The following is a 20,471-nucleotide window of genomic DNA, read 5'->3' on the forward strand; positions in this document are numbered from 1 at the left end:
GGCGGAGAGGGTCTCGAACCCCCTAATCCCCCGGATGGGGGATTAACAGCCAGGTACTCTATCTTTAAGTATCTCTTTATGCAACCCCCAAATAAAAAACACTCCCCGGGAGGGTCTCGAACCCCCAATCCGCCTTAGGCGGATTAACAGCCAGGTGCTCTATCCTTAAGTATCTCTTTATGCAACCACTCTCTCCCCTTCCCGCTCTTAAGTTGCTTCTCTCTCCTAACAGCCATAGCTCTGGTTTCATAGACTTCATAATAAGCAAGTTTCCATGGACCTGGGTTCCTTTTGGTATAAAGAGTTAAATTACAATCTGGATTATTATGCTGCTTAAGCCGTTTTTGAAGGTCAGAGGTCTGACCAATGTATATTTTGCCCTTAGGATTTACAAGTACATAAACGTAAAACATTCCCCCAAAATAAAAACACTTCCCGCCTCAGGCGGAGAGGGTCTCGAACCCCCTAATCCCCCGGATGGGGGATTAACAGCCAGGTACTCTATCTTTAAGTATCTCTTTATGCAACCCCCAAATAAAAAACACTCCCCGGGAGGGTCTCGAACCCCCAACCCCCTGGTTAACAGCCAGGTGCTCTGCCTGTTGAGCTACCGGGGAGTGTTATAGCTTAATTATATTTCACCACTTTTGCACAGTCAAGAAAACTATGCAAGTCCAAGAGCCTTCTTAAGTTCCATTTCTAACTCTTTCTTCACCTGGGGATTCTCCTTTAGGAAGAGCCTTGCTTTCTCTCTGCCTTGACCGAGTTGATAGTCCTTGAAACTGAACCAGGTTCCACTCCTCTTAATTATGCCATGCTCAAGGCCCCAATCAATAAGTTCACCTTCGTAGGAAATTCCCTCTCCATAAATGATGTCAAATTCGGCACTCTTGTAAGGCGGTGAAAGTTTGTTCTTTACAATACGCACCTTAACCCTGTTTCCTATGATGTCTTCACCCTGTTTAATAGAGGCAATCTTTCTAATCTCAACCCTCATTGAAGCATGGAATTTAAGGGCAAGTCCGCCGGGGGTTGTCTCCGGATTTCCAAAACCAAATCCCGTCTGAATTTGCTGTCTTATCTGGTTTATAAAGATGGCACAGGTCTTCGATTTATTCAAAACTCCGACGAGTTTTCTCATTGCCTTTGACATCAATCGTGCCTGCAGGCCAACCTGGGCATCACCCATTTCCCCTTCGATCTCGGCTCTTGGAACGAGGGCTGCAACGGAATCAATAACCACAAGGTCAATGGCGTTGCTTCTCACTAACATCTCAACGATTTCAAGGGCTTGCTCCCCCGTATCTGGCTGCGAAAGTATGAGGTCATCCACATTGACACCAAGGGCCTTTGCATAAGTGGGATCCAGGGCGTGCTCCGCATCTATAAAAGCCGCCTTACCACCAAGTTTGTGGGTCTCGGCAATGGCATGAAGTGCCAATGTGGTTTTACCAGATGCTTCAGGTCCAAAGATTTCAATAATTCTTCCCCTTGGATAACCTCCAACCCCCGTAATAATATCAAGGCCAAAAGAACCCGTTGGAATAACTTCCACCTTAATTTGAGTGGCTTCGCCCAGTTTCATTATGGAACCCGGGCCGTATTGTTTTTCTATCTGCTTTAGAGTTGCATCAAGTATTCGCTCTTTTTCCAGATCCTTGTCTTCTCCTGCCATATCTCTCACCTCTTTAAACCTTGGGCGGGGTTACCCCCCTTTGCCCCTGGTATTTTCCTTTTCTATCTTTATATGATACAGTACAAAGCTCGTCCGATTCAATAAATATAAGCTGTGCAATTCCTTCGTTAGCATAAATTTTCGCAGGTAGAGGGGTTGTGTTGGAAATTTCAATGGTAAGATGGCCTTCCCATTCAGGTTCAAGAGGTGTAATGTTGACCACGATACCGCAACGGGCATAAGTGCTCTTTCCGAGACATATCCCAATTACATTCCTCGGAATCCTGAAATATTCAAGACTTCTCGCAAGGCAAAAGGAATTTGGGGGAATGATGCATTCCGGACCTTTGATTTCAACAAAGGAACGGGGATCAAAGTTCTTAGGGTCAACAACGGTTTGGTAAACATCAGTGAAAACCCTGAATTCGTCAGCGATGCGAATGTCATACCCATAGGATGAAAGCCCATAGGAGATAACACCGCTCGTTACCAGTTTTTCTTCAAAGGGTTCAATCATCTTATAATTTAATGCCATTTCCTTTATCCAGCGATCAGACTTTACTGGCATAGCTCCTCCTATTCACACTTTGAATAACCACAATCAATGCAAAGATAGCAACCTTCCTGGTAAATTAACCTTCCACCACATTCAGGGCAGATGTCATACTGTTTTTCCGCTTCTTCTGACTTCTTTGCCTTCTTATGGAGATCTATAATGGGCTTTAGTGTAGGACTTGCAGGCAGAAGCTCTAACTGAACACCTCTTTCTAAGTACTTTTCTATTGCCTTGGCTATCGCATCGGGCACGGAATAAACTACCTCACCATTTTCCTGCCTTACAGGTGTAGAACTCTTGATACCCTTCAATTGTTTTACCACTTCACTTACCGGCACCCCGGAACGCAGAGCAAGGGAGATGAGCCTCCCAATGGCCTCGGTAAAGGCCATCGTTTGAGAGCCAGACTTTCCAAGGTATATGAAGACCTCAAAGATACCGTACTCATCTTCATTGATGGTAATGTAGCAATTTCCGAGATCTGTTACCATCTTAATGGTTCTGCCCTTGGTGACCTCTGGCCTTGGCCTCGGGGTTGTGAAAGGAGGCCTTTTCGTCTCTGCGGTTTCCTTAGCCACCTTGATCACCTGTTCTTCCCTTGAGCCATCCCGGTAAACCGTTAGGCCTTTAAGCCCCATGTAGTATGCTTCTCTATAAACCTTTGCAACATCCTCAACAGTGGCACTATTAGGCATATTGATCGTTTTGGAAACCGCGTTATCCACATACTTCTGGAAGGCAGCCTGAATCCTCAAGTGTTGCATCGGTTCAATATCAAAGGTGGTATCAAAGACTTTCCTTATGGATTCTGGAATGCCTTTAAAATCTTTTATGCTTCTCGCGCCCGCAACTTCCTCCATTAACTCTCGGGAGTAAAAGCCAAGGGCTCTTGCCGCCCTTTCAAAATGGCTATTTATGTATAGCAGATTTTCACCACCAAGGACAGTCTTGGTATAGGCCAAGGAGAAAAGGGGTTCTATACCCGATGAAGTATCGGCAATCATGGAGATGGAACCTGTTGGAGCTATGGTCGTCAGCGTTGCGTTGCGCATCGGGTGCTTGTAAATACTTTTATCGATATTCGGGAAAGATCCTTTGTATTCAGCAAGTTCCATTGATTTCTTTACCGCCTCTTCCTGTATAAACTTCATAACCTCTTCCGCAACCTTTACAGCATCCTGAGAGGAATAGGGGATTCCAAGTTGCAATAGCATATCCGCAAAGCCCATAACTCCAAGTCCAACTTTCCTGTTGGCCAAGGTCATATTCTTTATTTCTTCGAAGGGGAAATAGTTCACATCGATAACATTGTCCAGGAAATGAACGCTAAGATGCACAATCTCTCTCAATTTTTCCCAGTCAATCTTCTTTAAGGCTTCCTCAGCGGTGCTAACTTTACCCTCTTCATAGGCTGGTTTACCTTTTACAAATTTCGAAAGATTAATGGAGCCCAAATTGCAGGATTCGTAAGGCAGGAGTGGTTGTTCCCCACAGTTGTGGATATAGAGGCCATTCCCGTCGAAAGCGTTTATTCCAGGTACTTGAACATCATAAACTTCTTCGAATCCGTCTTCCTCAACCCTTTCCACCGTTGCCAAGAAGGACTCTTCTTTTGGCCCCCTCTTATAGGAAGAAAGTGCAGAATTCAACTTCCGCATCCTTTCATTGTCGCCGAAGCCGATTCTTTCCGCAAATACAATAATGTTATCACCGCTTATAACCAGCTCATATTGAGGTTCTAATTTGTAAGATGATTCAATGTTCTTGACACCTTCTAACTTTTCAAGCCTTGCATCCTCTCCCTTATAGTAAATCCTGCTTACGATCCCAAGCCTAAGAAGCATCCTTTGAACGGTCTTTAGAAGCTCGAAATCGCTATGGGAGAGTTTTATACTCACACCCTTTGACAGATTTCCACAAATATTGCCATTGGTATCAAATAGGCCTCGCAGGAAACCCTTATACCCTTCCGACGAAGCCCTTTCAATGGTAGACAATACAATCTCCTTTTCAGTTTCTATTCTAAATTTCCTCGAAAATTCCCTTAAAGTTTCAAAATTCAATCTATGACCATTCCCACTTTTAACCTGTAACACACCTCTCGATTCTGAACAATGAGACATAGCCATTGCATAGGAGAGAACCTTCGTCAAAGCCTCGCCTTCTTCCAGTGCTTCCCTCTTCCCCTCCAAAGTTGATAGGACTGACGCCTCCTCCTCAATCTCAACACCTCCCATAAGGAGTCCCAAAAGATAGCCTTCCGATTTTGTGAGTTCACCGGGCCAGCTGCCTAAGGCACGATGGTTGTGAAGTACCACTTTATCTCCGGGCTTTAAATCTTGTGCCGAAACCCATTCATAGTTTTTCCGATCCTTTCCTTTATTTGTAAGTTTCAAAACCTTATGATCGGGTGTTAATCTTAAGCTGTAACCCTCCTTAGTTTGTAATTTCAGAATGGGTTTAATTCCTGTGCTGAAAAATCCCTTACTTGTGGTCTCGTATAATGTTCCGTTTACGACCACGACAAAGGGCCTACCAAGCAAATCTTTGACCTGATAAGGGCCATCTGCAGTCATAACCCAGGTATCTCGTGTAACGCAGGGATTAGTGGATTCTATTTCTCCGGCACCGGGAACCGGGTGTTTCTTGTTAATAGTATCGATAAAGATAACCCCCGGTTCGCCGTTCTTCCATGCGTAATAGACCATTTTGTCAAAAACTTCCTTTGCACTCAACTTACCCGTTACCTGCCCATTTCTCGGGTTTACAAGCTCATACTCTTCGCCCTTTTCCAAAGCCTCCATAAACCTATCAGTGACTGCTACCGAGATATTGAAATTGGCCAATTCTCCTTCCTTGGCTTTACACTCAATAAACTCAAGGATATCAGGGTGATCAACCCTCAAAATCCCCATATTGGCACCACGGCGCCTTCCACCCTGCTTTACCGCCTCCGTCGCCTCGTTGAAAACCCTCATAAAGGACACAGGTCCGCTGGCAACACCGCCGGTACTTCTTACAATATCATTTCTCGGCCTTAATCTTGAGAAAGAGAAGCCCGTTCCTCCGCCCGTTTTGTGAATGATGGCAGTTTTTTTAATTGCTTCGAAAATCTCCTCCATGGAATCACCAACGGGGAGCACGAAACAGGCGCTTAACTGACCAAGGGGGGTACCTGCATTCATTAAAGTGGGGGAATTGGGTAAAAAATAAAGCTGAGTCATTATTTCATAGAACTTTTCCTCTAATTCTTCGGCGGTAAAGGGGCTCTTAGGGTAGTTCCTCTCCGCTTCACTTATTGCCTTAGCAACCCTTCGAAACATCCCCTCCGGAGTTTCAATAACCTCTCCATTCTCATTCTTTAAAAGATAACGCTTCTCCAGCACCTTCAGTGCATTTTCACTTAAAAATAAATCGCCCATATAAATCCCCCCTTATTTAAAAAATTGCTCAAGATGCAACTCCAAAGTATCGCCGTTATAAATTTTCTTAATATAAACAGGCCCCGTATCGGGCGCCAATTCATAAAAACAATAAATACTTTGCTTTTCTTCAATGCCACCCTTCTTAAGGGTTGCATTAATTGTAAAAAGAAGATTTTTCCTTTCACTCTTTCCTCTTGTAATCTGCGAAGTAAAGAGCCTGGTGTATCTAAAAGTATCTCCAAGGACTACGCTGCGGCTTAAGGTATCGGCAAAAAACTCGTCCTTCAAAACAGGCTGATAGAAAAGGGGAAGGTCACTTTTTTCAAAAATTACCTCGTTACCGTTTATAAACTTACTATATTCATAGATTACCGAAACAAGATCGGGGCTTTTTTTATACTGTTCCATTTCACCCATCATCTCAATCTGCACCAGATTCAAAGAGGGTGAAACTTCCGAATCCTGTAAAACTTCCCTAACAACTAAAAGGCTATCGGGGGTCCTGTAGACCCATTTCATGCCGGTACTCGTCGGAAAGTAGTCAATGTAAAGCTCATCAATAACTCTATTTGTCTGGGTACAGGAAGCCATCAAAATCGACAAAAGGAAAATCCACTTCTTCATAAAAAAATTTTAAATGCAACTTTGAAAAGTGTAAAGTGAAGGGGCAAACCCCTGTTAAACTCCGTGAAGGTGATTTATACCAGTTACTTAACCACCTTTGTCCAAACCTGTCTCAAAGAATATAATTTTGCAATGCTCGTGAGCGGCTTCACCTACATTAGAAACGCTGTGAAATACGATTTTCCTATCGTAGAGGCTATTTCCTCTTTACTTCCCTTAGTCGATGAATTTATTGTGAACGTTATCGAATCGGAAGACGAAACCTTAGATCTCGTAAAAACCATAAAAGACCCAAAAGTAAAAATCATAACAACCCCATGGTTTGAAGAGCTTAGAGGCGGTGGGAAGCCTCAGGTTCTTTTTGCCAGCAGGGCTATGATGGAGTGTAAGTCTCCATGGTGTTTTTATTTGCAAGGAGATGAAGTAGTCCATGAAAAATACTTAGATTATATAAGGTCCGCCCTAACCGACTATCTTGAGGACGATAGGGTTGAGGGCTTCACCTTGAAATACAAACATTTTTACGGTAATTATTACCTGTACCACGAAGGAGAAGGTTGGGTTAGAAACGAAATAAGAATCGTAAGAAATGACCCTACCATAGCACCCTATAAAGACTCCCACAGTTTCAGGAAAAACGGAAAGAAGCTCCAGGTGATCTCCCTCGATGCTTACATATACCACTATGGTTGGGCAAGAAGAAAAAGTGTTTTAAAGGATAAATTAATTGAACAGGCCCGCTGGCACTGGAAAGACGATAAAATTGTCAAGGAGAAATTTGTTGAAAAAAGCTTAGAGGAACTAATGCGTCACAAGGAATCCCTCCACTTCTTCAAAGGCACCCACCCAAAGGTTATGTTAGAGAGGATAAACAAACAGGTCGCTGATAACGACTTTATTTTGCCCATTAAAGAAGAGTATCTAAAAAGGAAATTTAAGTGGAAATTCAGGGACTTTATTGCGGATTTAACCGAGAAATTCACTAAGAGGAGATTTGGTGAATATGAAAACTTCAGGAGAATCGGCTACTACCATCCTTTCCCGGGAGAGCATTAAAAACATACTGACCTATGGTGCTCTCCTTTTCCCCTTTTTACCAAACGCATATAGAACCGTATACCTTTCCATCGCACTTCTTACAGTCATCATAAATTATCGTGTGCTCTGGAGAAAAGAAAATTTACCCCTTTACATATTCTGGGGTGTTGCTGTTTTAACTTCCCTTTTCTCACCCATGCCCTTAAAGGCGATCATAAAAACAAAGGGAATAGTCTTTGACCTTATTGTTCCCTTTATTTTCTTTGCCTTTTCAGACCTGCTTAAAAGAGACCAATATTATAAGAGGTTCCCTTATTTTGCCATCCTGTTTACTTCCATAGCCCTTTTGGCTTACTTTTTACACCCTCACGGATGGCATTTTCTTAATCGGCAGAGCTGGTTAGTTGGATTTATGGGGGGAAAACTCACCTACGCAGGGGTTATTTCCTTCCTTTTTCCGCTTATTAACTTCCCTGAAGGTAGTAACCTAAGGAAACTCCTATCTCCTTTTTTGGCAAGTGTCTTAGTTCTAATAAGCCTCGCCATCAACAACTCAAGGAGCTACTACTTAGGCGTTTCTGTTTTTATGGTCCTTTTTATAATTTTTGCGAAAAGGTCCTTGAAGGTAATCTATTTTTTACTACTTGTGATATTTGCCTCAGCCGTATTTCTAAATCAGAAGAGTTACGATTATCTAAAAAGAAGCGCTCCCACCCCTCAAAATATGAGCACCTTCCTAAGGATCCAAATGTGGAAAACCGGTCTCAACATCTTTAAAGCAAGACCCTTAGCAGGAATTGGCTATGAGCTCTGGGGAGAGGAGAAGGTAAGGGAAGAATATCTCAGCAAATACGCAACGCCTAAATTAAAAGAAACATTGGAAAAATATCCCGATACAAAGAAACCGGTAAGTGGGCACCTCCATAGCAATTACATAATGGCCCTCGTCAATGGCGGAATCTTGCTTCTCATAGCCTACATTTTAATCTTTATCTATTATGGGCTCCTTTTCTTAAAAACGAAAAATGAATACAGCCTGTACGGTATAGGGCTTCTTCTAATAATGCTCATCGCTGGAGCCTTTGAATACAGTTTCAGTGATGCAGAGGTGGTCCAGACCTTTGCCCTTTCCCTTGGCCTACTTTTAAACAAGGCTAAAGGTGATGAAGGTAATCATTAGAACGCCTAATTGGCTGGGAGATGCTGTTTTTAACCTGCCATTTATCATCGAGGTCTCAAAGAGGCACGATGTAAGTATAGTAACGAAGGAAACCATCAAAGATTTGTTCTGGGGATTCCCTGTAATTACCTTCAAATCAAACGATGAACTTTACAAAAAACACTTAACCCTGTGGAAACAGTACGACTACTATATAGTGACGCCCATATCTTTCTCTTCTGCCTTAGCGGCCTTTCTTTCCCGAACCCCAAAAAGAATTGGCTTTTCCTTTGATGCAAGGGATTTTTTGCTCACAAAGCGGATCAAAATTCCAAAAGACTGGAAAGAACGTCATACCACCGAGACCTACGCTTTGCTTTATCAGAATCTCATTGAAATAAAAGAAGTTAAATTCGAACTTGAAATACCAGAAAAATTCCAGGCCTCAGCTCTGGAAATTCTAAAAAACTTTGGACTGATTGATGAGCCCTACGTTTGCTTCTCCCCCTTTGCCCAGTTCGGAAGAGCAAAGGAGTGGGGAGAAGAGAATTTTATTGAGTTGGGTAAAATCCTTTTAAAACACGGAATAAAATCAGTAATTTTTGGAGGCAAGGGTGACTTAGAAAGGTCTAAGGTCTTCAAAGGGGAAAATTTTGTAAATTTAACCGGAAAAACATCTTTATGGGAAGCAGCTGCAATTGCGAAAAAAAGTCTGGCTTTCATAGGCGGAGATTCCGGTCTCACACACCTTTCAGCCATTATCGGCGCTAAAACCCTTGCGATCTTCGGACCCACTCCTGTTTCCTGGACAAGACCACTGGGAAAGAATGTTATGGTCCTCTACAAAAAATTGAAATGTTCCCCCTGCGAGCAAAGGGAGTGCCCCCTCGGAACGAAAGAGTGCATGAAATCAGTAAAACCCGAGGAAGTGTTTGAAGTTATAAGAGAGTGACTTTAAAATTTTAACTAAAGGAGGCAAGTCCCGCTAAATTCTGGTTTCTGAAAAATTATTGCGGAGGGATAAAATGACAAAACAACTCAAAAAATTGCTCTTTTCCCTTGCTGTCCTTGCAGGGATCGTAAAGGCTGACTCCTTTGATGCGGGAGTTCCCTTCCTTATGATCTTCCCATCTCCGAGAGCAACAGGAATGGCGGCAGCCTTCTCAACTATTGCCGATGACCCATCAGCAACCTACTATAATCCCGCAGGATTGGGATTTATACAAAGAGGAGAAATAATGGTGGTTCACACCCCTTGGCTTCGCGGGCTTGCTCCTGATATGTACCACGAATTCACCGCTTTCACTTACCCGCTACCCGTTGGAACCGTCGGGGCAAACATAATTTTTCTCTACTATGGCAAAATTGAGGGGGTTTCTGACGATCAATACTTAGGATCCTGGTCTCCTTATGACCTCCAAATTCAGGTATCCTATGGTTACAAAATAAATGATAACCTAAGTATAGGAGGCGACATAAAATTCATTCACAGTTTCTTAGCACCAGAAGATGTGCTCTATCAGGCTACGGGTATAGAAGGTGGAGGAAGTGGCTCTACCTTCGCAGTGGGTGCAGGTCTTCTTTACAGAAAGCCTTTTACAATGGGTGAGAATAAACCGGAATTTCGTTATTCCCTCTTCTTTGATAATTTTGGACCGGGGCTTGTGATTACTTCCACGGGCGAAAGGGATCCACTCCCTTACCATGTGAAGACCGGAGTTGCTTTCACCCCATTAAACATCAAAAATCACAAGATTTCTCTTGCCTTTGAAATAACAAAAGTGTTAGTTAACATTACCAATGACTACAGAGATAAAGGGATTGGTTATGTTCTTGATGATGCCTGGAAGCATGCGGGTTTAGAATACACCCTATTCGATTTAGCCTCTTTGAGATTTGGCTACTTCCATGACCAGCTTGGAGCAAGGAAGGGAATAACCTTTGGATTTGGTGTCAAATTTAAAGGTTTAAGCATTGACGTTTCCGATGACCACTACATCTACAGCTTTAAGCAAGGGCTTAACGTACGTTATGGCCTGAGTTATGCTTTCAAGTTCTAAGAAAGTTAAATACTATCTTACTTTAACTCTTTTTATCTTCCTTTCCTGCGCTGCGAAAAGGCAGGAGGGGACGGTTTTCTGGCACGCCATGGGTGGTCCCCTTGGCGATGCCTTGAAGACCATAGTAACCTGGTATTCCCAGTCCAACCCACCAATTACCCTTGTTAATCTGGGAAACTACAATACCCTTTCCCAGAAAATAATGGGTGCTGTAGCTGCCAATACGCCGCCAACGGCCTCTCAGCTTTATGAGTCGTGGGCTTCTGAACTCCTATCAGCAGGTAAAATAACCCCCATACAAAATTACTTGAGCCTTATTGACTCTACCAAGTTAAAAAATGTCTTTGACGTGCTGATAAAGGGAAACATGTGGTGTGACACCCTCGTGACCTTCCCCTTCAACAAGAGCGTTCCCGTTTTTTATTACAACATAGACCTCTTTGAAAAGTATGGAATCAAGAGATTCCCTCAAACCTGGGACGAATTCAGAGAAGTTGCAAAAAAACTCACCATTGACGAAAATGGAGACGGCAAACCCGAGATCTACGGTACTGCTTTTACCATAGATGTGTGGATTTTTGCTACCATACTCTATCAAAAGGGTGGCAGATTGCTTCAGGGCGATTCAGTACTTTTTGATTCAAAGGGAGGCATTGAAGCACTTACATTTCTTCAAGATCTAATCTTCAAAGATAAATGCGCCTACTTAGGGACTGGCTACTCCCATCAGGATGACTTTGCCAATGGAAGAGTTGCAATGATCTGGGGTACCATCGTCTCCTACGCCTTTATGAAAGATAAGATTAAGTTCCGATTAGGTGTGGCGCCTGTCCCCATTGACAAATACAAGACCGTTATCATTTCTGGAACCAATGTCGGTATATTCGAAAACGTACCCGAAAGCTATAAGAAAAATTTTGCTAATTTCCTTAATTACTTCTTAGAGGACAGCGTTCAAGCCTATTGGTCGTCAAAAACGGGCTATATACCATTAACAAGAACGGCCTTTGATCATCCCATTTTAAAGCATTTCGTCGAATCAGTACCCGGGCTAAAAGAGGCCATGTTGCAGGTAGAATACGGAGATTATGAGCCGCGGGATCCTGTGTGGTTCACAGGGAGAAGAATACTATCCGAAGAAGGGATAGAACCCGCCCTTAGAGGTTATGCAACGCCTGAAAAAAGCCTCAAAAGGGCAGCGGATTTAATCAGACAAGAAATAGCCAGGAGAAAATCCTACCAAGTTTATAGGCATTCCAAAAAGTGATTTAAAAATTCACAAAAAAAAGCTTATTATAATCACATGTCCTTAGACGAAGTAAGAATAGATGATGTCGTAGTTGTCAAAAGTATTAACGCCGGGCAAAGGGCATTAAGGCGCCTTATGAGTTTAGGAATTAATATTGGAGATAGGGTGCGAGTTTTACACTTTGGACCTTTTAAAGGGGCCATCCTTGTAGAGGACCTTGATTCAGGCGTCAAAGTGGCCTTAGGCAGGGGATTGGCAAGGAAAATAGTTGTAGAACATGCAAAATACAATTAGAATTGCCCTCGTTGGGCAGCCAAATTGTGGAAAAAGCACTTTTTTTAATCAGCTTGTAGGTTACAAAGCCCAAACCTCTAACTTTCCTGGTACTACCGTTGAATTCCTTACTGCAGAAGTAATCTACGAAGGTGTAAAACTTGTTATTACTGACCTTCCGGGTATTTATTCGCTCCTCGGTGAAGAACCTGCGGAGCGGGTTACCCTTAAATATTTACTGGAAAATCCCGTCGATGTAATAATAAATATCTTAGACAGCTCCGTTATCTCCAGAAGTCTTGAACTGACCATTGAACTTTCAACCCTCGGGATACCAATGGTACTGGTATTAAACATGAAAGATGAAGCTGAGAAAAAGGGTATTAAGATTGACACGAAAAAACTCGAGGAGATACTGGGTATAGATGTGGTTGAAACGGTGGCAACCCAGGGGAAAGGAATTGACCAGGTAATAAAGAAAGTCTTTAATCCCCAAAAGCCTTTCAAATTGTTAAGAATTGAACTGGGGCCCGAAGCAGAGGAGATAATTAAAGATGCAATTAAGAAAATCAAGGATAAATACCCAAAACTAAGTGAGGATGCTTGCAAAATCCTTGCCATTGCCAATGCTGATGGGCAACTAAACATCTTGGAGAAAAAAGAAGCCGAAAGGATAAATAATTCTTTGTCTTCTTCTATGAAAGTTGAGTCGCCCTGGCTCCTGGTTCACCAAGAAAAACACAAACTGGCAATGGAGATCTTCGAAAAATGTGCAAAGATAACCCATGTGAAAAAGCAAAAATTCATTGATTACAAAATGGATTCGATTGTTATGAACAGCTATGCAGGGCCTTTAATTGCCTTTCTTACATTGCTTGGAATATTTTTCCTTGTCCAGAAAGTGGGCGGTTTTCTAGCAGAAATCTTTGCCATTCCCTTTGATAAGTTAAGCGAGATAATTGAACTTACAAAATGGGGTGGTTTTTTAAAAACCCTGATCCAATCCGTTGTTGATGGTTTAAACAGTGGAATCGGTATTGTATTTCCTTACTTTATACCCTTTGTCTTTTTGCTGTCCATACTGGAAGACTTGGGATACCTTTCAAGGCTTGCCTTTGTTTTAGACCATTTTCTCCACCGTATCGGTCTTCATGGAAAGAGCGTAGTTCCCTTTATCCTCGGCTATGGCTGCAATGTACCCGCAGTGTTTTCCACCCGGATAATTGAAAGCGAGCGAGAAAGAATCACTACAGCCTTTCTTATTCCCTTCATTCCCTGCTCGGCGAGGCTTGCCATAATTTTCGCTCTTTCGAACCTGTTTCTTGGTTTCAAATTTACTTTTACCCTCTTTGTCCTGAATATTTTCGTTATCGCAATCCTCGCAAAAATAGTGAGTCTTCTTTACAAATCGGAAGTTACCGACTTCATACTGGAAATACCACCCTATCGCATTCCAACGGTGAAAGGCACTTTGAGCAAATTGTGGTATAAGCTCAAAGATTTTATTTTCTTCGCCTGGCCGATCATTGTTATTGGTAGCATCATTCTAAGCTTAATGCAATATTTCGGCCTCGACACAGTTATTAACAGGGCTTTTTCACCCTTTGTTCATGGCATACTTGGAATTAACGAAAATCTCAGTGTAGTCTTGATTTTCGGCGTTTTAAGAAAGGAATTGGCTTTAATAATGGCTTCGGAGGCCCTTAAAGTTCCTGTAGAGCTTTTGAACACCGTTATGACCAAAAGGGAACTGGTGGTCTTTACCACCTTCGTGACCTTTTATACACCTTGTCTTTCAACGATCCTGGCACTGTGGAAAGAAATTGGTTTAACTAAAACCCTTATTCAAATAGCCGTCAGTTTAATCTTAGCGTCAATCCTCGGTCTTTTGATGGGTTTAATTTTCTAAGAACGTCCTTTTTTCCCAATTATCTCCATTATGGCCGTAGCTGCCTCTTCAATAGACCGTGAAGTAACATCAAGGATTGTAAAATTGTGCTCACGGAAAAGGGTTAGGGCATAATTCACTTCTTTTTTGATTTCATCTAAATTTACGTATGGATCACTCAATTCCATCTTTAACCTACTTGCCCTTACTAACCTTATATCCCTTAAACGCTCAGGATCGACCGTAAGTCCTATAATCTTAGATGAAGGAAGTCTTAAAACCTGTTCTGGCAGAGGCCTTCCGTAAACAACCGGGACGTTGGCCGTTTTTATTCCCCTGTAAGCCAAATAAATCGATATCGGCGTTTTTGAAGTTCTGGAGACCCCTAAGAGAACGAGGTCTGCCTGGTCAATGTCTTTTATATTCCTTCCATCATCGTGCTTAACGGCAAAATTTATGCACTCGATCCTTTCGTAGTAATCTTGATTCAAATGTCTGAAAAGCCCCGGCACAGCCATTGGAGAGAGTTCCAGAAGGTCCTGTAGACGCGAGAGTACAGGTCCCAAAATATCAATTACAGGAACACCAAGCTGCAGTGAAAGGGCGATGATTTCCTTCCTCAATTCAGTTATTACAAAGGTATAGGCAACAACAGCCGTGTACTGTGCAGCCTCCTCCATTATTTCTCTCAATTGCTCAACGGTACGAACCTGAGAATACTTTTTGATATAAACATTTGTGGTTGTGAATTGGGTCAATGCAGCTTTAACAACGGTTTCACAGGTAAGGCCAGAAGAGTCCGATACAATAAATATCCACCTCTCCCTTGTTGCCATTTTATGATTTTACAATCAACGCGAAAAAAATTCAACCTTCTTTGAGTCGGCTAAGGATATTCTCGTAAAAACATGCGATTTTTCTTTGGGCCATTTAGCTTGCTTTTCACACATACAAACGCTGACACTTTTCGCAGAAAAAGGTTTTTCGATGGCTCCTTCCAACGTACCTTACTTTAAGCTTGGAATCGCAAAGTGGGCAAAACTTTCTATTGTATACAAGAAGAACTTTTTTTAGTGGCCAGCCCTTTTTCCTGTGTTCTAAAAAAACCTGGGAAAAGTAAACGCTCTTATCAATTAAATCCCTTGCTACATCATCCGGTATTTTACTGGAAATGCTTTCTGGATGAACCTTCGCCAGGAAAAGAGCTTCATTTTTGATGATATTCCCAATTCCAGCAAAAATTTCTTGATCCAGAAGAACATCGCTTATAACCCTTTCGTCACTCTTAATTTTTTCCAGTGCCTTCTCCCTGTCGAAATTCTCACTTAAAACATCTACGGAATTGTCTAAATTAAGTTCACGGGGATCAACCAACCTCAAAGACGTATTGTAAAAATAGAGGTCAACAGGCCTTTTGCCATCATTATTGAACCTCAAAAGAAGACGAGGAACTTTATCCGGTTTAGGGTTATTAATACGAAAGGAACCATACATACCAAAATGGACCCTAAGGGCAACGCCTTCGAAGATTAGAAAAAGCTGCTTTCCTACGGAATCCACCGAGAGCAACTCTTTCCCAAGCAGTTTTTCCTTATCAATCTTTGAATTCCCGGAAACTCCAAACACAAAAGAACCTTTTAAAAAAGAGAGCTTCTCCTTAATGAGCTGAACACCTGGTCCTTCCATAGAGGGAATTTATAAAAAAAACCCGGGATCAAATGGGCGGTGGAGGACTCGAACCTCCGACCTCTGCCTTGTAAGGGCAGCGCTCTCACCAGCTGAGCTAACCGCCCTGCCAAAAGGTTCTACTTCTGAGCGGTTTGGCTCTGAATCGCTTGATTTAAAAGTTTTGCCAACTTACTCTTCTTTCTTGCCACCGTATTGGGGTGGTAAATCCTCTTATCGGCTGCTCTATCAAGGTATTTGTACAACTGATCAAGGAGTTCTTTCTTCTTTTCGATATTCTGTTCCGCTAAAAATTTCTTTGTCAGGGTTTTAACAAAACTTTTATAGGATTTGTTACGAAGTCTCCTTTTCTCATCCTTTCTTTGCTTTTTTAAAGCAGACTTATTTACACGAACTCCCATTTCTCAATTTCCTCCTGTGCAGGTAAATTATAAATTCGTGCTACTGTACAGTCAAAAAAAATAAAGTGGCCCCAAGGGGACTCGAACCCCTACTGCCGCCTTGAAAGAGCGGTGTCCTAGCCTCTTAGACGATGGGGCCTGTAGTGCTTATATTATCACATAAAAGCTTTGAATAGTCAACTTGTATCAGCCACCCATCATCTTTATGTAGGACTCACATTTATCGAGGTAGAACTTTGCTTCTTTGTTGTTGGGCTCAAGCTTCAAGGCCTTTTCAAAGTAAGTTTTTGCATCCCTGTATTTTCCTTCAAAGAAGAGTTTCTTTCCCCTATCAATAAGTTCAGGAACCGAAATCTGCTCTTCCTTCGGAGCTGGCTTGGGTTTCGCAGCCGGAGGCGGAGTAATCACTGGCTGCTGAGCAGGTGCGGGAGTTTCCCTCTTCCTCTCTTCGAGCATAACAACCCTAATGCTGTCAATTCTCTTTCTTACATCATCATTCTGCGGGTCAAAGGTCAAAATTCTCTGAAGCTCGGCTATTGCATCTTGATACCTTTTATTCCTTAAATAGTTGTCCGCTCGAGAACTTATCTCTTTAATCATTGCAGACTTAACAGCATATAATGAATCTCTTACCTTCAGACCTTCTTCATCGTTGGGGAAAAGTTTCAGCGCCTTGTTAACTTCGATTTCAGCATTTTTTATGTCCTTCTTATTGATTAAGTCCCTCGTCCTATCGAGTATAGCAAGATAGTCCATGTACTCAGTGCTGTACCTCAGCTTTATTTCAACGGTTACACTTTTTTGTTTAGGCTGAATTTCAAACATGCTGCTTAGAGGGGCATACTTGCTATTCCCAGTAACCCTGAAGGGATAGATTCCCGGTTTTAGGGCAGTGGTCACCTCGCCGTTTTCGTTGGAGACAAGGGTCGGGAATTTGCCCTCGGTGGAGACAATCTGCGCACCTTTAACGGGTTTCCCCGTGGCCTGTTCTTTGATTATAAGCTTAACTTCCGAAATCGCTGGTTTAAAAATGGCCTTACCCGGTATTTCTGCCCTTATTCCAACAAAGCCCTGCTGAATGAAAAACTTATCCTGAGGGGGATAGGCACAATACCTGAAGGCTGTGACAAATTCTATCCCTTTGAAGGGACCAATTGCGATACCCAGATTCCTCCTCCAGGTCGATGTGTAACCTTCCCAATAAAATTTAACAAAGTCAACGGGTTTGATTGCAACGGTAGCGAAGAAACCAGGGACCTTTAAAGGCTGTTGTAAGTATTTATTTTGTGCAAACCTCCCAAGACCGATTCCTATACCTGCTTCAAGGTATTTTATTGGCTTCATATAGAATTCGGCAAAGAATGGAACGCGAAGGAACTTGGATGTGGATTCTGAAGGAATGTACTGGGTCCCTTCCGATTCAACATCCGGTAAGATAAGTCCGTTTATACCCCACAAGGCATAAAATTTCCCGTTATTCCAAATCGTATGTTGTAGCGTGAGATCTAAATTTCTATTCTGGGCATAACCTAAATGGAAATACACATCCCTATAAGCTAACCCTAAAGAAAGTCCAAAGGGCGGAAGAATGCTCTTATAGGCTTCTGAGGAATATAATCCGGAACCGAGTTTAGAGCCTCCGAAACCCGAAACATAGAAGGTTAAATCCTTGGAGACTACAGGGACTGGTACGTCGCTCTGGTTACCAGTAAAAATTTGTGCACTAATAAATCCAACTAATAAGAGAATTCCTGTAAACACCTTTTTCACTGCACTCCTCCTGTTAATGTAAATATTCTAATTCGCAAACCATAACAAGTCAAGAACTTCTATGATAAGAATTTAAAAAATCCGCACAGAGCTAAAAATGCAGGGCAACCGAAAATTAATTCCTACTTTAATCCCAGTCTTTTTAGAGTCTCCTCTGTGGGTATCCCGTTCTGGTCCCATCCCCTCAATGCGTAATACTCATCAAGCATCTTATTCAGTATCTCGCTGGTAATAACTTTGCCCTCAGCTGGCCCTGCAGGAGATGGCTCTTCCATAATACGAGGAGGTAGAGTATCGTCCTTCCTTGAGATCCCCTCTCTGACATTAAAAAGCCTTGTAAGATTCCAGATCCTCTCACCGGTAACCATATATTCTTCGGGGTTCAAATCAATTCCCGTTGCGTTGTATAAAAGTTCCGCAAAATCTTCCACAGTGAAAGGAACAAAATCGCACAAAACCAAGGAGAAACAAACTGCCCTTTCGTCTTGTGTTTCTTTTACAAACTTGGCCATACCCTCAGTAGAGAACCTTTGTAGAATACCCTTTAATTCCGCTGTCGGCGTCCAGGCCCTCTGATGACATCCTCCTCTATCAGCCGTTGCAAAAGCGAGGGCCATTCCCCATGAACCCCTCGGCTCTACCCCAGGAAGTTCGAGCCCCTTAACGTGGATAGCAAATTTCTCACTTCCCTGTCCAATTCTTTCTGCTGCTTTCCTAACACCTTGGGCAAAAGTCTCCCCTATGCCTTCGCGATATGCAATTTTCCGCAAAAGCTCTGCAGCAACGTCTACATTCCCAAAATTGAGCTTTAAACCATCGGTATCCTTTAACAAACCTCTTTCATAACACTCCATGGCAAAAGCGACAACTCCGCCAGAGGATATGGTGTCAAGACCCAGGTTATCGCAAATCCTGTTTAAGTAGGCTACACTCTCAATGGGAGTAATTTCGCAGTTAGAACCAAGTAAGGCTATGGTTTCATACTCAGGTCCCTCTACTTCATTACATTTGTATTTTCCTTCTTTGACGTGGGTCAATTTACCACAGGCAATGGGGCATCCAAAACAGGCTTTATTCCTCACCCAAATCCTTTCTTTCATCGTTTCACCTGAGATTTCGTTGGCTTTCTCGAATACACCCCTTGAAAAATTCCTCGTTGGCAAAAATCCGCCTTCATTTGCCATCCTGACCCACATGGGCGTTCCTATCTCAGTCCTTCTTTTCATGACTGGATGTTCTTTTATAAGCTTTAGGAGCCTCGAAACAGTCTCTTTCATACCCTTTTCATCAAAGTATTTTATTTCACCGGTAGGCTTTGCAACGACCGCTTTGAGATTTTTTGAACCCATTACAGCCCCGGCTCCACCCCTACCTGCCTGCCTGTAGTAATCGAATCCAATGATAGCAAAAGTAACCAAATTCTCACCAGCAGGGCCAATGGAGCCAACCTTTGCCCCAGGGTGGACTCTTTTCAGCTCGTCTTCCGTTTCAAAAATGGTCTTACCCCACAAGGGAGTAGCATCCAGTATTTGAACTTCACCATTTTCTATGTATAAGTACACAGGTTTTTCAGCCTTTCCTCTTACAATTAAAATATCAACACCCGCCCTTCGAAGGGTAGCGCCAAAATGTCCACCCACTTGTGAGTCGAGAAAAAGGTTAGTGTGTGGTGATTTGGTGACCACTGCCCATCTACCTGAAGTGGGTGCAATCGTTCCCGTTAAAGGGCCTGGGGCAAAAATTAAAAGGTTTTCCGGTGAGAGTGGATCAACTTTCGGTGCTAACTCATCATAAAGAATCTTAGCTCCAATTCCCTTGCCGCCGATGAATTCCCTTATCATCTTTTCGGGAAGCTCATAATACCTTAAGTTCTTGGTTGTAAGATCCACATCTGCAACCCTGCCATAAAAGGGCATATTGCACCTCCTTGAAATAAATTATAACCCGCAATCTGTACCTCCCAAAAATTTGGCTACTTGAAAGATCGTTTATTGTAGTTCTGATGCCCATTCGAGCCTTCTCTTGTTATAAGCCCTGTCAAGCTCGCATTGTAATTGGATTTACTCACATAAAGAAAGCACTTGAAAATGGAAAGCACGTTATAACAACAAATAAAGGGCCCATTGCTCTTTTCTACAGAGAACTAAAAGCAATAGCCGATAGAAAAGGAGTTCAACTCAAATTTGAAGGCACTGTACTTTCAGGAACACCAGCAATCCAATTTGCTTTAAAAGAACTTGCTGGATGCGAAATTATTGAAATCCGTGGAATTGTAAACGGCACTACCAATTACATTCTCACAAAAATGGCTGAAGGTATTCCGTATGAAGAAGCCCTAAAAGAAGCCCAGAAAAAAGGATATGCTGAAACGAATCCTTCAGTTAAACCCGAACTTGTCGATTATAACGACCCACTCTACCATGTAGATGGGATTCTCAATGGACTTATATTCACAACAGATCATCTTGGCGATGTTTTCATAATGGGACTAGGGGCAGGAAAAATCGAGACAGGACAGGCAATTTTGCACGATCTCTATTCTATCCTGGAGGATCTTAGAAAGTAAAGAAATAACGAGGCCAAACTTTTTATAAATTTCTTTTCCGGATTTGTCGTTTAATTGAGAGTTTTAAGGTCCTACTTTATAATTGACCACGGAGGTGGAGT

The 20,471-nt window shown here is 42.4% G+C and carries 18 protein-coding genes and 3 tRNA genes; 8 read left to right on the forward strand and 13 right to left on the reverse strand.

Features of this window, described 5'->3' with window-relative positions:
- Positions 1-143: 143 nt before the first annotated feature.
- The 6 genes from ABIM45_04380 to ABIM45_04405 form a co-directional block, all read right to left on the reverse strand.
- Positions 144-413 (reverse strand): GIY-YIG nuclease family protein, encoded by a 270-nt coding sequence (locus ABIM45_04380; protein MEO0239147.1) that lies wholly within the window; start codon positions 411-413, stop codon positions 144-146.
- Positions 414-544: 131 nt separating this feature from the next.
- Positions 545-617, reverse strand: a tRNA-Asn gene (locus tag ABIM45_04385).
- 47 nt (positions 618-664) lie between these two features.
- Positions 665-1,675 carry a recombinase RecA gene (recA, locus tag ABIM45_04390; GenBank protein ID MEO0239148.1) on the reverse strand — a complete coding sequence of 337 codons (1,011 nt, stop codon included), beginning with the start codon at positions 1,673-1,675 and terminating at the stop codon, positions 665-667.
- A gap of 13 nt (positions 1,676-1,688) precedes the next feature.
- Complete coding sequence (dcd, locus tag ABIM45_04395; protein MEO0239149.1) at positions 1,689-2,243, reverse strand: dCTP deaminase; 555 nt, start codon at positions 2,241-2,243, stop codon at positions 1,689-1,691.
- 8 nt (positions 2,244-2,251) lie between these two features.
- On the reverse strand, positions 2,252-5,653 hold the full coding sequence (locus tag ABIM45_04400) for a ribonucleotide reductase N-terminal alpha domain-containing protein (GenBank protein ID MEO0239150.1): 3,402 nt from the start codon (positions 5,651-5,653) through the stop codon (positions 2,252-2,254).
- 12 nt (positions 5,654-5,665) lie between these two features.
- Positions 5,666-6,280 (reverse strand): hypothetical protein, encoded by a 615-nt coding sequence (locus ABIM45_04405; protein ID MEO0239151.1) that lies wholly within the window; start codon positions 6,278-6,280, stop codon positions 5,666-5,668.
- Between the two features lie 132 nt (positions 6,281-6,412).
- Between ABIM45_04405 and ABIM45_04410 the strand changes: the two genes are divergently transcribed.
- The 7 genes from ABIM45_04410 to feoB all read left to right on the forward strand — a co-directional run bounded on the left by ABIM45_04410 (position 6,413) and on the right by feoB (position 13,968).
- A complete protein-coding gene (locus tag ABIM45_04410) occupies positions 6,413-7,336 on the forward strand; it encodes a glycosyltransferase family 2 protein (GenBank protein ID MEO0239152.1) in 924 nt (307 codons plus the stop codon).
- Positions 7,284-8,498, forward strand: a complete 1,215-nt coding sequence (locus tag ABIM45_04415) for an O-antigen ligase family protein (protein ID MEO0239153.1) — start codon at positions 7,284-7,286, stop codon at positions 8,496-8,498. The genes ABIM45_04410 and ABIM45_04415 overlap by 53 nt, the downstream gene beginning before the upstream one ends.
- Positions 8,482-9,429: a lipopolysaccharide heptosyltransferase II gene (waaF, locus tag ABIM45_04420; GenBank protein MEO0239154.1), complete on the forward strand. Its 948-nt coding sequence runs from the start codon at positions 8,482-8,484 to the stop codon at positions 9,427-9,429. The genes ABIM45_04415 and waaF overlap by 17 nt, the downstream gene beginning before the upstream one ends.
- A gap of 73 nt (positions 9,430-9,502) precedes the next feature.
- On the forward strand, positions 9,503-10,537 hold the full coding sequence (locus tag ABIM45_04425) for a PorV/PorQ family protein (protein MEO0239155.1): 1,035 nt from the start codon (positions 9,503-9,505) through the stop codon (positions 10,535-10,537).
- Positions 10,521-11,804, forward strand: coding sequence for an ABC transporter substrate-binding protein (locus tag ABIM45_04430; GenBank protein ID MEO0239156.1), 1,284 nt, complete (start codon positions 10,521-10,523; stop codon positions 11,802-11,804). The genes ABIM45_04425 and ABIM45_04430 overlap by 17 nt, the downstream gene beginning before the upstream one ends.
- Before the next feature lie 36 nt (positions 11,805-11,840).
- Complete coding sequence (locus ABIM45_04435; protein MEO0239157.1) at positions 11,841-12,080, forward strand: FeoA family protein; 240 nt, start codon at positions 11,841-11,843, stop codon at positions 12,078-12,080.
- The gene (gene feoB / locus ABIM45_04440) at positions 12,064-13,968 is read left to right on the forward strand and encodes a ferrous iron transport protein B (GenBank protein ID MEO0239158.1); all 1,905 of its coding nucleotides are present in this window, start codon (positions 12,064-12,066) and stop codon (positions 13,966-13,968) included. Before ABIM45_04435 ends, feoB begins: the two co-directional genes overlap by 17 nt.
- On the opposite strand, the gene ABIM45_04445 is transcribed toward feoB, so the two are convergent.
- From ABIM45_04445 to ABIM45_04475, 7 genes are all read right to left on the reverse strand, one after another.
- Positions 13,965-14,783, reverse strand: a complete 819-nt coding sequence (locus ABIM45_04445; GenBank protein MEO0239159.1) for a pyruvate, water dikinase regulatory protein — start codon at positions 14,781-14,783, stop codon at positions 13,965-13,967. The two genes, feoB and ABIM45_04445, sit on opposite strands and share 4 nt — an antisense overlap.
- A 106-nt stretch (positions 14,784-14,889) precedes the next feature.
- Positions 14,890-15,633, reverse strand: coding sequence for a DNA-formamidopyrimidine glycosylase family protein (locus ABIM45_04450; protein ID MEO0239160.1), 744 nt, complete (start codon positions 15,631-15,633; stop codon positions 14,890-14,892).
- Between the two features lie 33 nt (positions 15,634-15,666).
- Positions 15,667-15,740: transfer RNA gene (locus tag ABIM45_04455), tRNA-Val, on the reverse strand.
- 12 nt (positions 15,741-15,752) lie between these two features.
- Complete coding sequence (rpsT, locus tag ABIM45_04460; protein MEO0239161.1) at positions 15,753-16,034, reverse strand: 30S ribosomal protein S20; 282 nt, start codon at positions 16,032-16,034, stop codon at positions 15,753-15,755.
- Between the two features lie 66 nt (positions 16,035-16,100).
- Positions 16,101-16,173: transfer RNA gene (locus ABIM45_04465), tRNA-Glu, on the reverse strand.
- A 47-nt stretch (positions 16,174-16,220) separates the two neighbouring features.
- Positions 16,221-17,804: a tetratricopeptide repeat protein gene (locus tag ABIM45_04470; GenBank protein MEO0239162.1), complete on the reverse strand. Its 1,584-nt coding sequence runs from the start codon at positions 17,802-17,804 to the stop codon at positions 16,221-16,223.
- 122 nt (positions 17,805-17,926) lie between these two features.
- Positions 17,927-19,720, reverse strand: a complete 1,794-nt coding sequence (locus tag ABIM45_04475) for an aldehyde ferredoxin oxidoreductase family protein (GenBank protein MEO0239163.1) — start codon at positions 19,718-19,720, stop codon at positions 17,927-17,929.
- Positions 19,721-19,806: 86 nt separating this feature from the next.
- On the opposite strand from ABIM45_04475, the gene ABIM45_04480 reads away from it, so the two are divergent.
- Positions 19,807-20,370: a hypothetical protein gene (locus ABIM45_04480; protein ID MEO0239164.1), complete on the forward strand. Its 564-nt coding sequence runs from the start codon at positions 19,807-19,809 to the stop codon at positions 20,368-20,370.
- Positions 20,371-20,471 lie beyond the last annotated feature (101 nt).

Source organism: candidate division WOR-3 bacterium (assembly GCA_039803545.1).
Lineage (GTDB): Bacteria > Hydrothermota > Hydrothermia > UBA1063 > UBA1063 > UBA1063.

Bases quoted from the DNA above. Each gene is read 5' to 3' on its own strand.
- ABIM45_04380 (MEO0239147.1), bottom strand. From the start codon at position 413: ATGTTTTACGTTTATGTACTTGTAAATCCTAAGGGCAAAATATACATT.
- recA (MEO0239148.1), bottom strand. From the start codon at position 1,675: ATGGCAGGAGAAGACAAGGATCTGGAAAAAGAGCGAATACTTGATGCA.
- dcd (MEO0239149.1), bottom strand. From the start codon at position 2,243: ATGCCAGTAAAGTCTGATCGCTGGATAAAGGAAATGGCATTAAATTAT.
- ABIM45_04400 (MEO0239150.1), bottom strand. From the start codon at position 5,653: ATGGGCGATTTATTTTTAAGTGAAAATGCACTGAAGGTGCTGGAGAAG.
- ABIM45_04405 (MEO0239151.1), bottom strand. From the start codon at position 6,280: ATGAAGAAGTGGATTTTCCTTTTGTCGATTTTGATGGCTTCCTGTACC.
- ABIM45_04410 (MEO0239152.1), top strand. From the start codon at position 6,413: ATGCTCGTGAGCGGCTTCACCTACATTAGAAACGCTGTGAAATACGAT.
- ABIM45_04415 (MEO0239153.1), top strand. From the start codon at position 7,284: ATGAAAACTTCAGGAGAATCGGCTACTACCATCCTTTCCCGGGAGAGC.
- waaF (MEO0239154.1), top strand. From the start codon at position 8,482: ATGAAGGTAATCATTAGAACGCCTAATTGGCTGGGAGATGCTGTTTTT.
- ABIM45_04425 (MEO0239155.1), top strand. From the start codon at position 9,503: ATGACAAAACAACTCAAAAAATTGCTCTTTTCCCTTGCTGTCCTTGCA.
- ABIM45_04430 (MEO0239156.1), top strand. From the start codon at position 10,521: ATGCTTTCAAGTTCTAAGAAAGTTAAATACTATCTTACTTTAACTCTT.
- ABIM45_04435 (MEO0239157.1), top strand. From the start codon at position 11,841: ATGTCCTTAGACGAAGTAAGAATAGATGATGTCGTAGTTGTCAAAAGT.
- feoB (MEO0239158.1), top strand. From the start codon at position 12,064: ATGCAAAATACAATTAGAATTGCCCTCGTTGGGCAGCCAAATTGTGGA.
- ABIM45_04445 (MEO0239159.1), bottom strand. From the start codon at position 14,783: ATGGCAACAAGGGAGAGGTGGATATTTATTGTATCGGACTCTTCTGGC.
- ABIM45_04450 (MEO0239160.1), bottom strand. From the start codon at position 15,633: ATGGAAGGACCAGGTGTTCAGCTCATTAAGGAGAAGCTCTCTTTTTTA.
- rpsT (MEO0239161.1), bottom strand. From the start codon at position 16,034: ATGGGAGTTCGTGTAAATAAGTCTGCTTTAAAAAAGCAAAGAAAGGAT.
- ABIM45_04475 (MEO0239163.1), bottom strand. From the start codon at position 19,720: ATGCCCTTTTATGGCAGGGTTGCAGATGTGGATCTTACAACCAAGAAC.
- ABIM45_04480 (MEO0239164.1), top strand. From the start codon at position 19,807: ATGCCCATTCGAGCCTTCTCTTGTTATAAGCCCTGTCAAGCTCGCATT.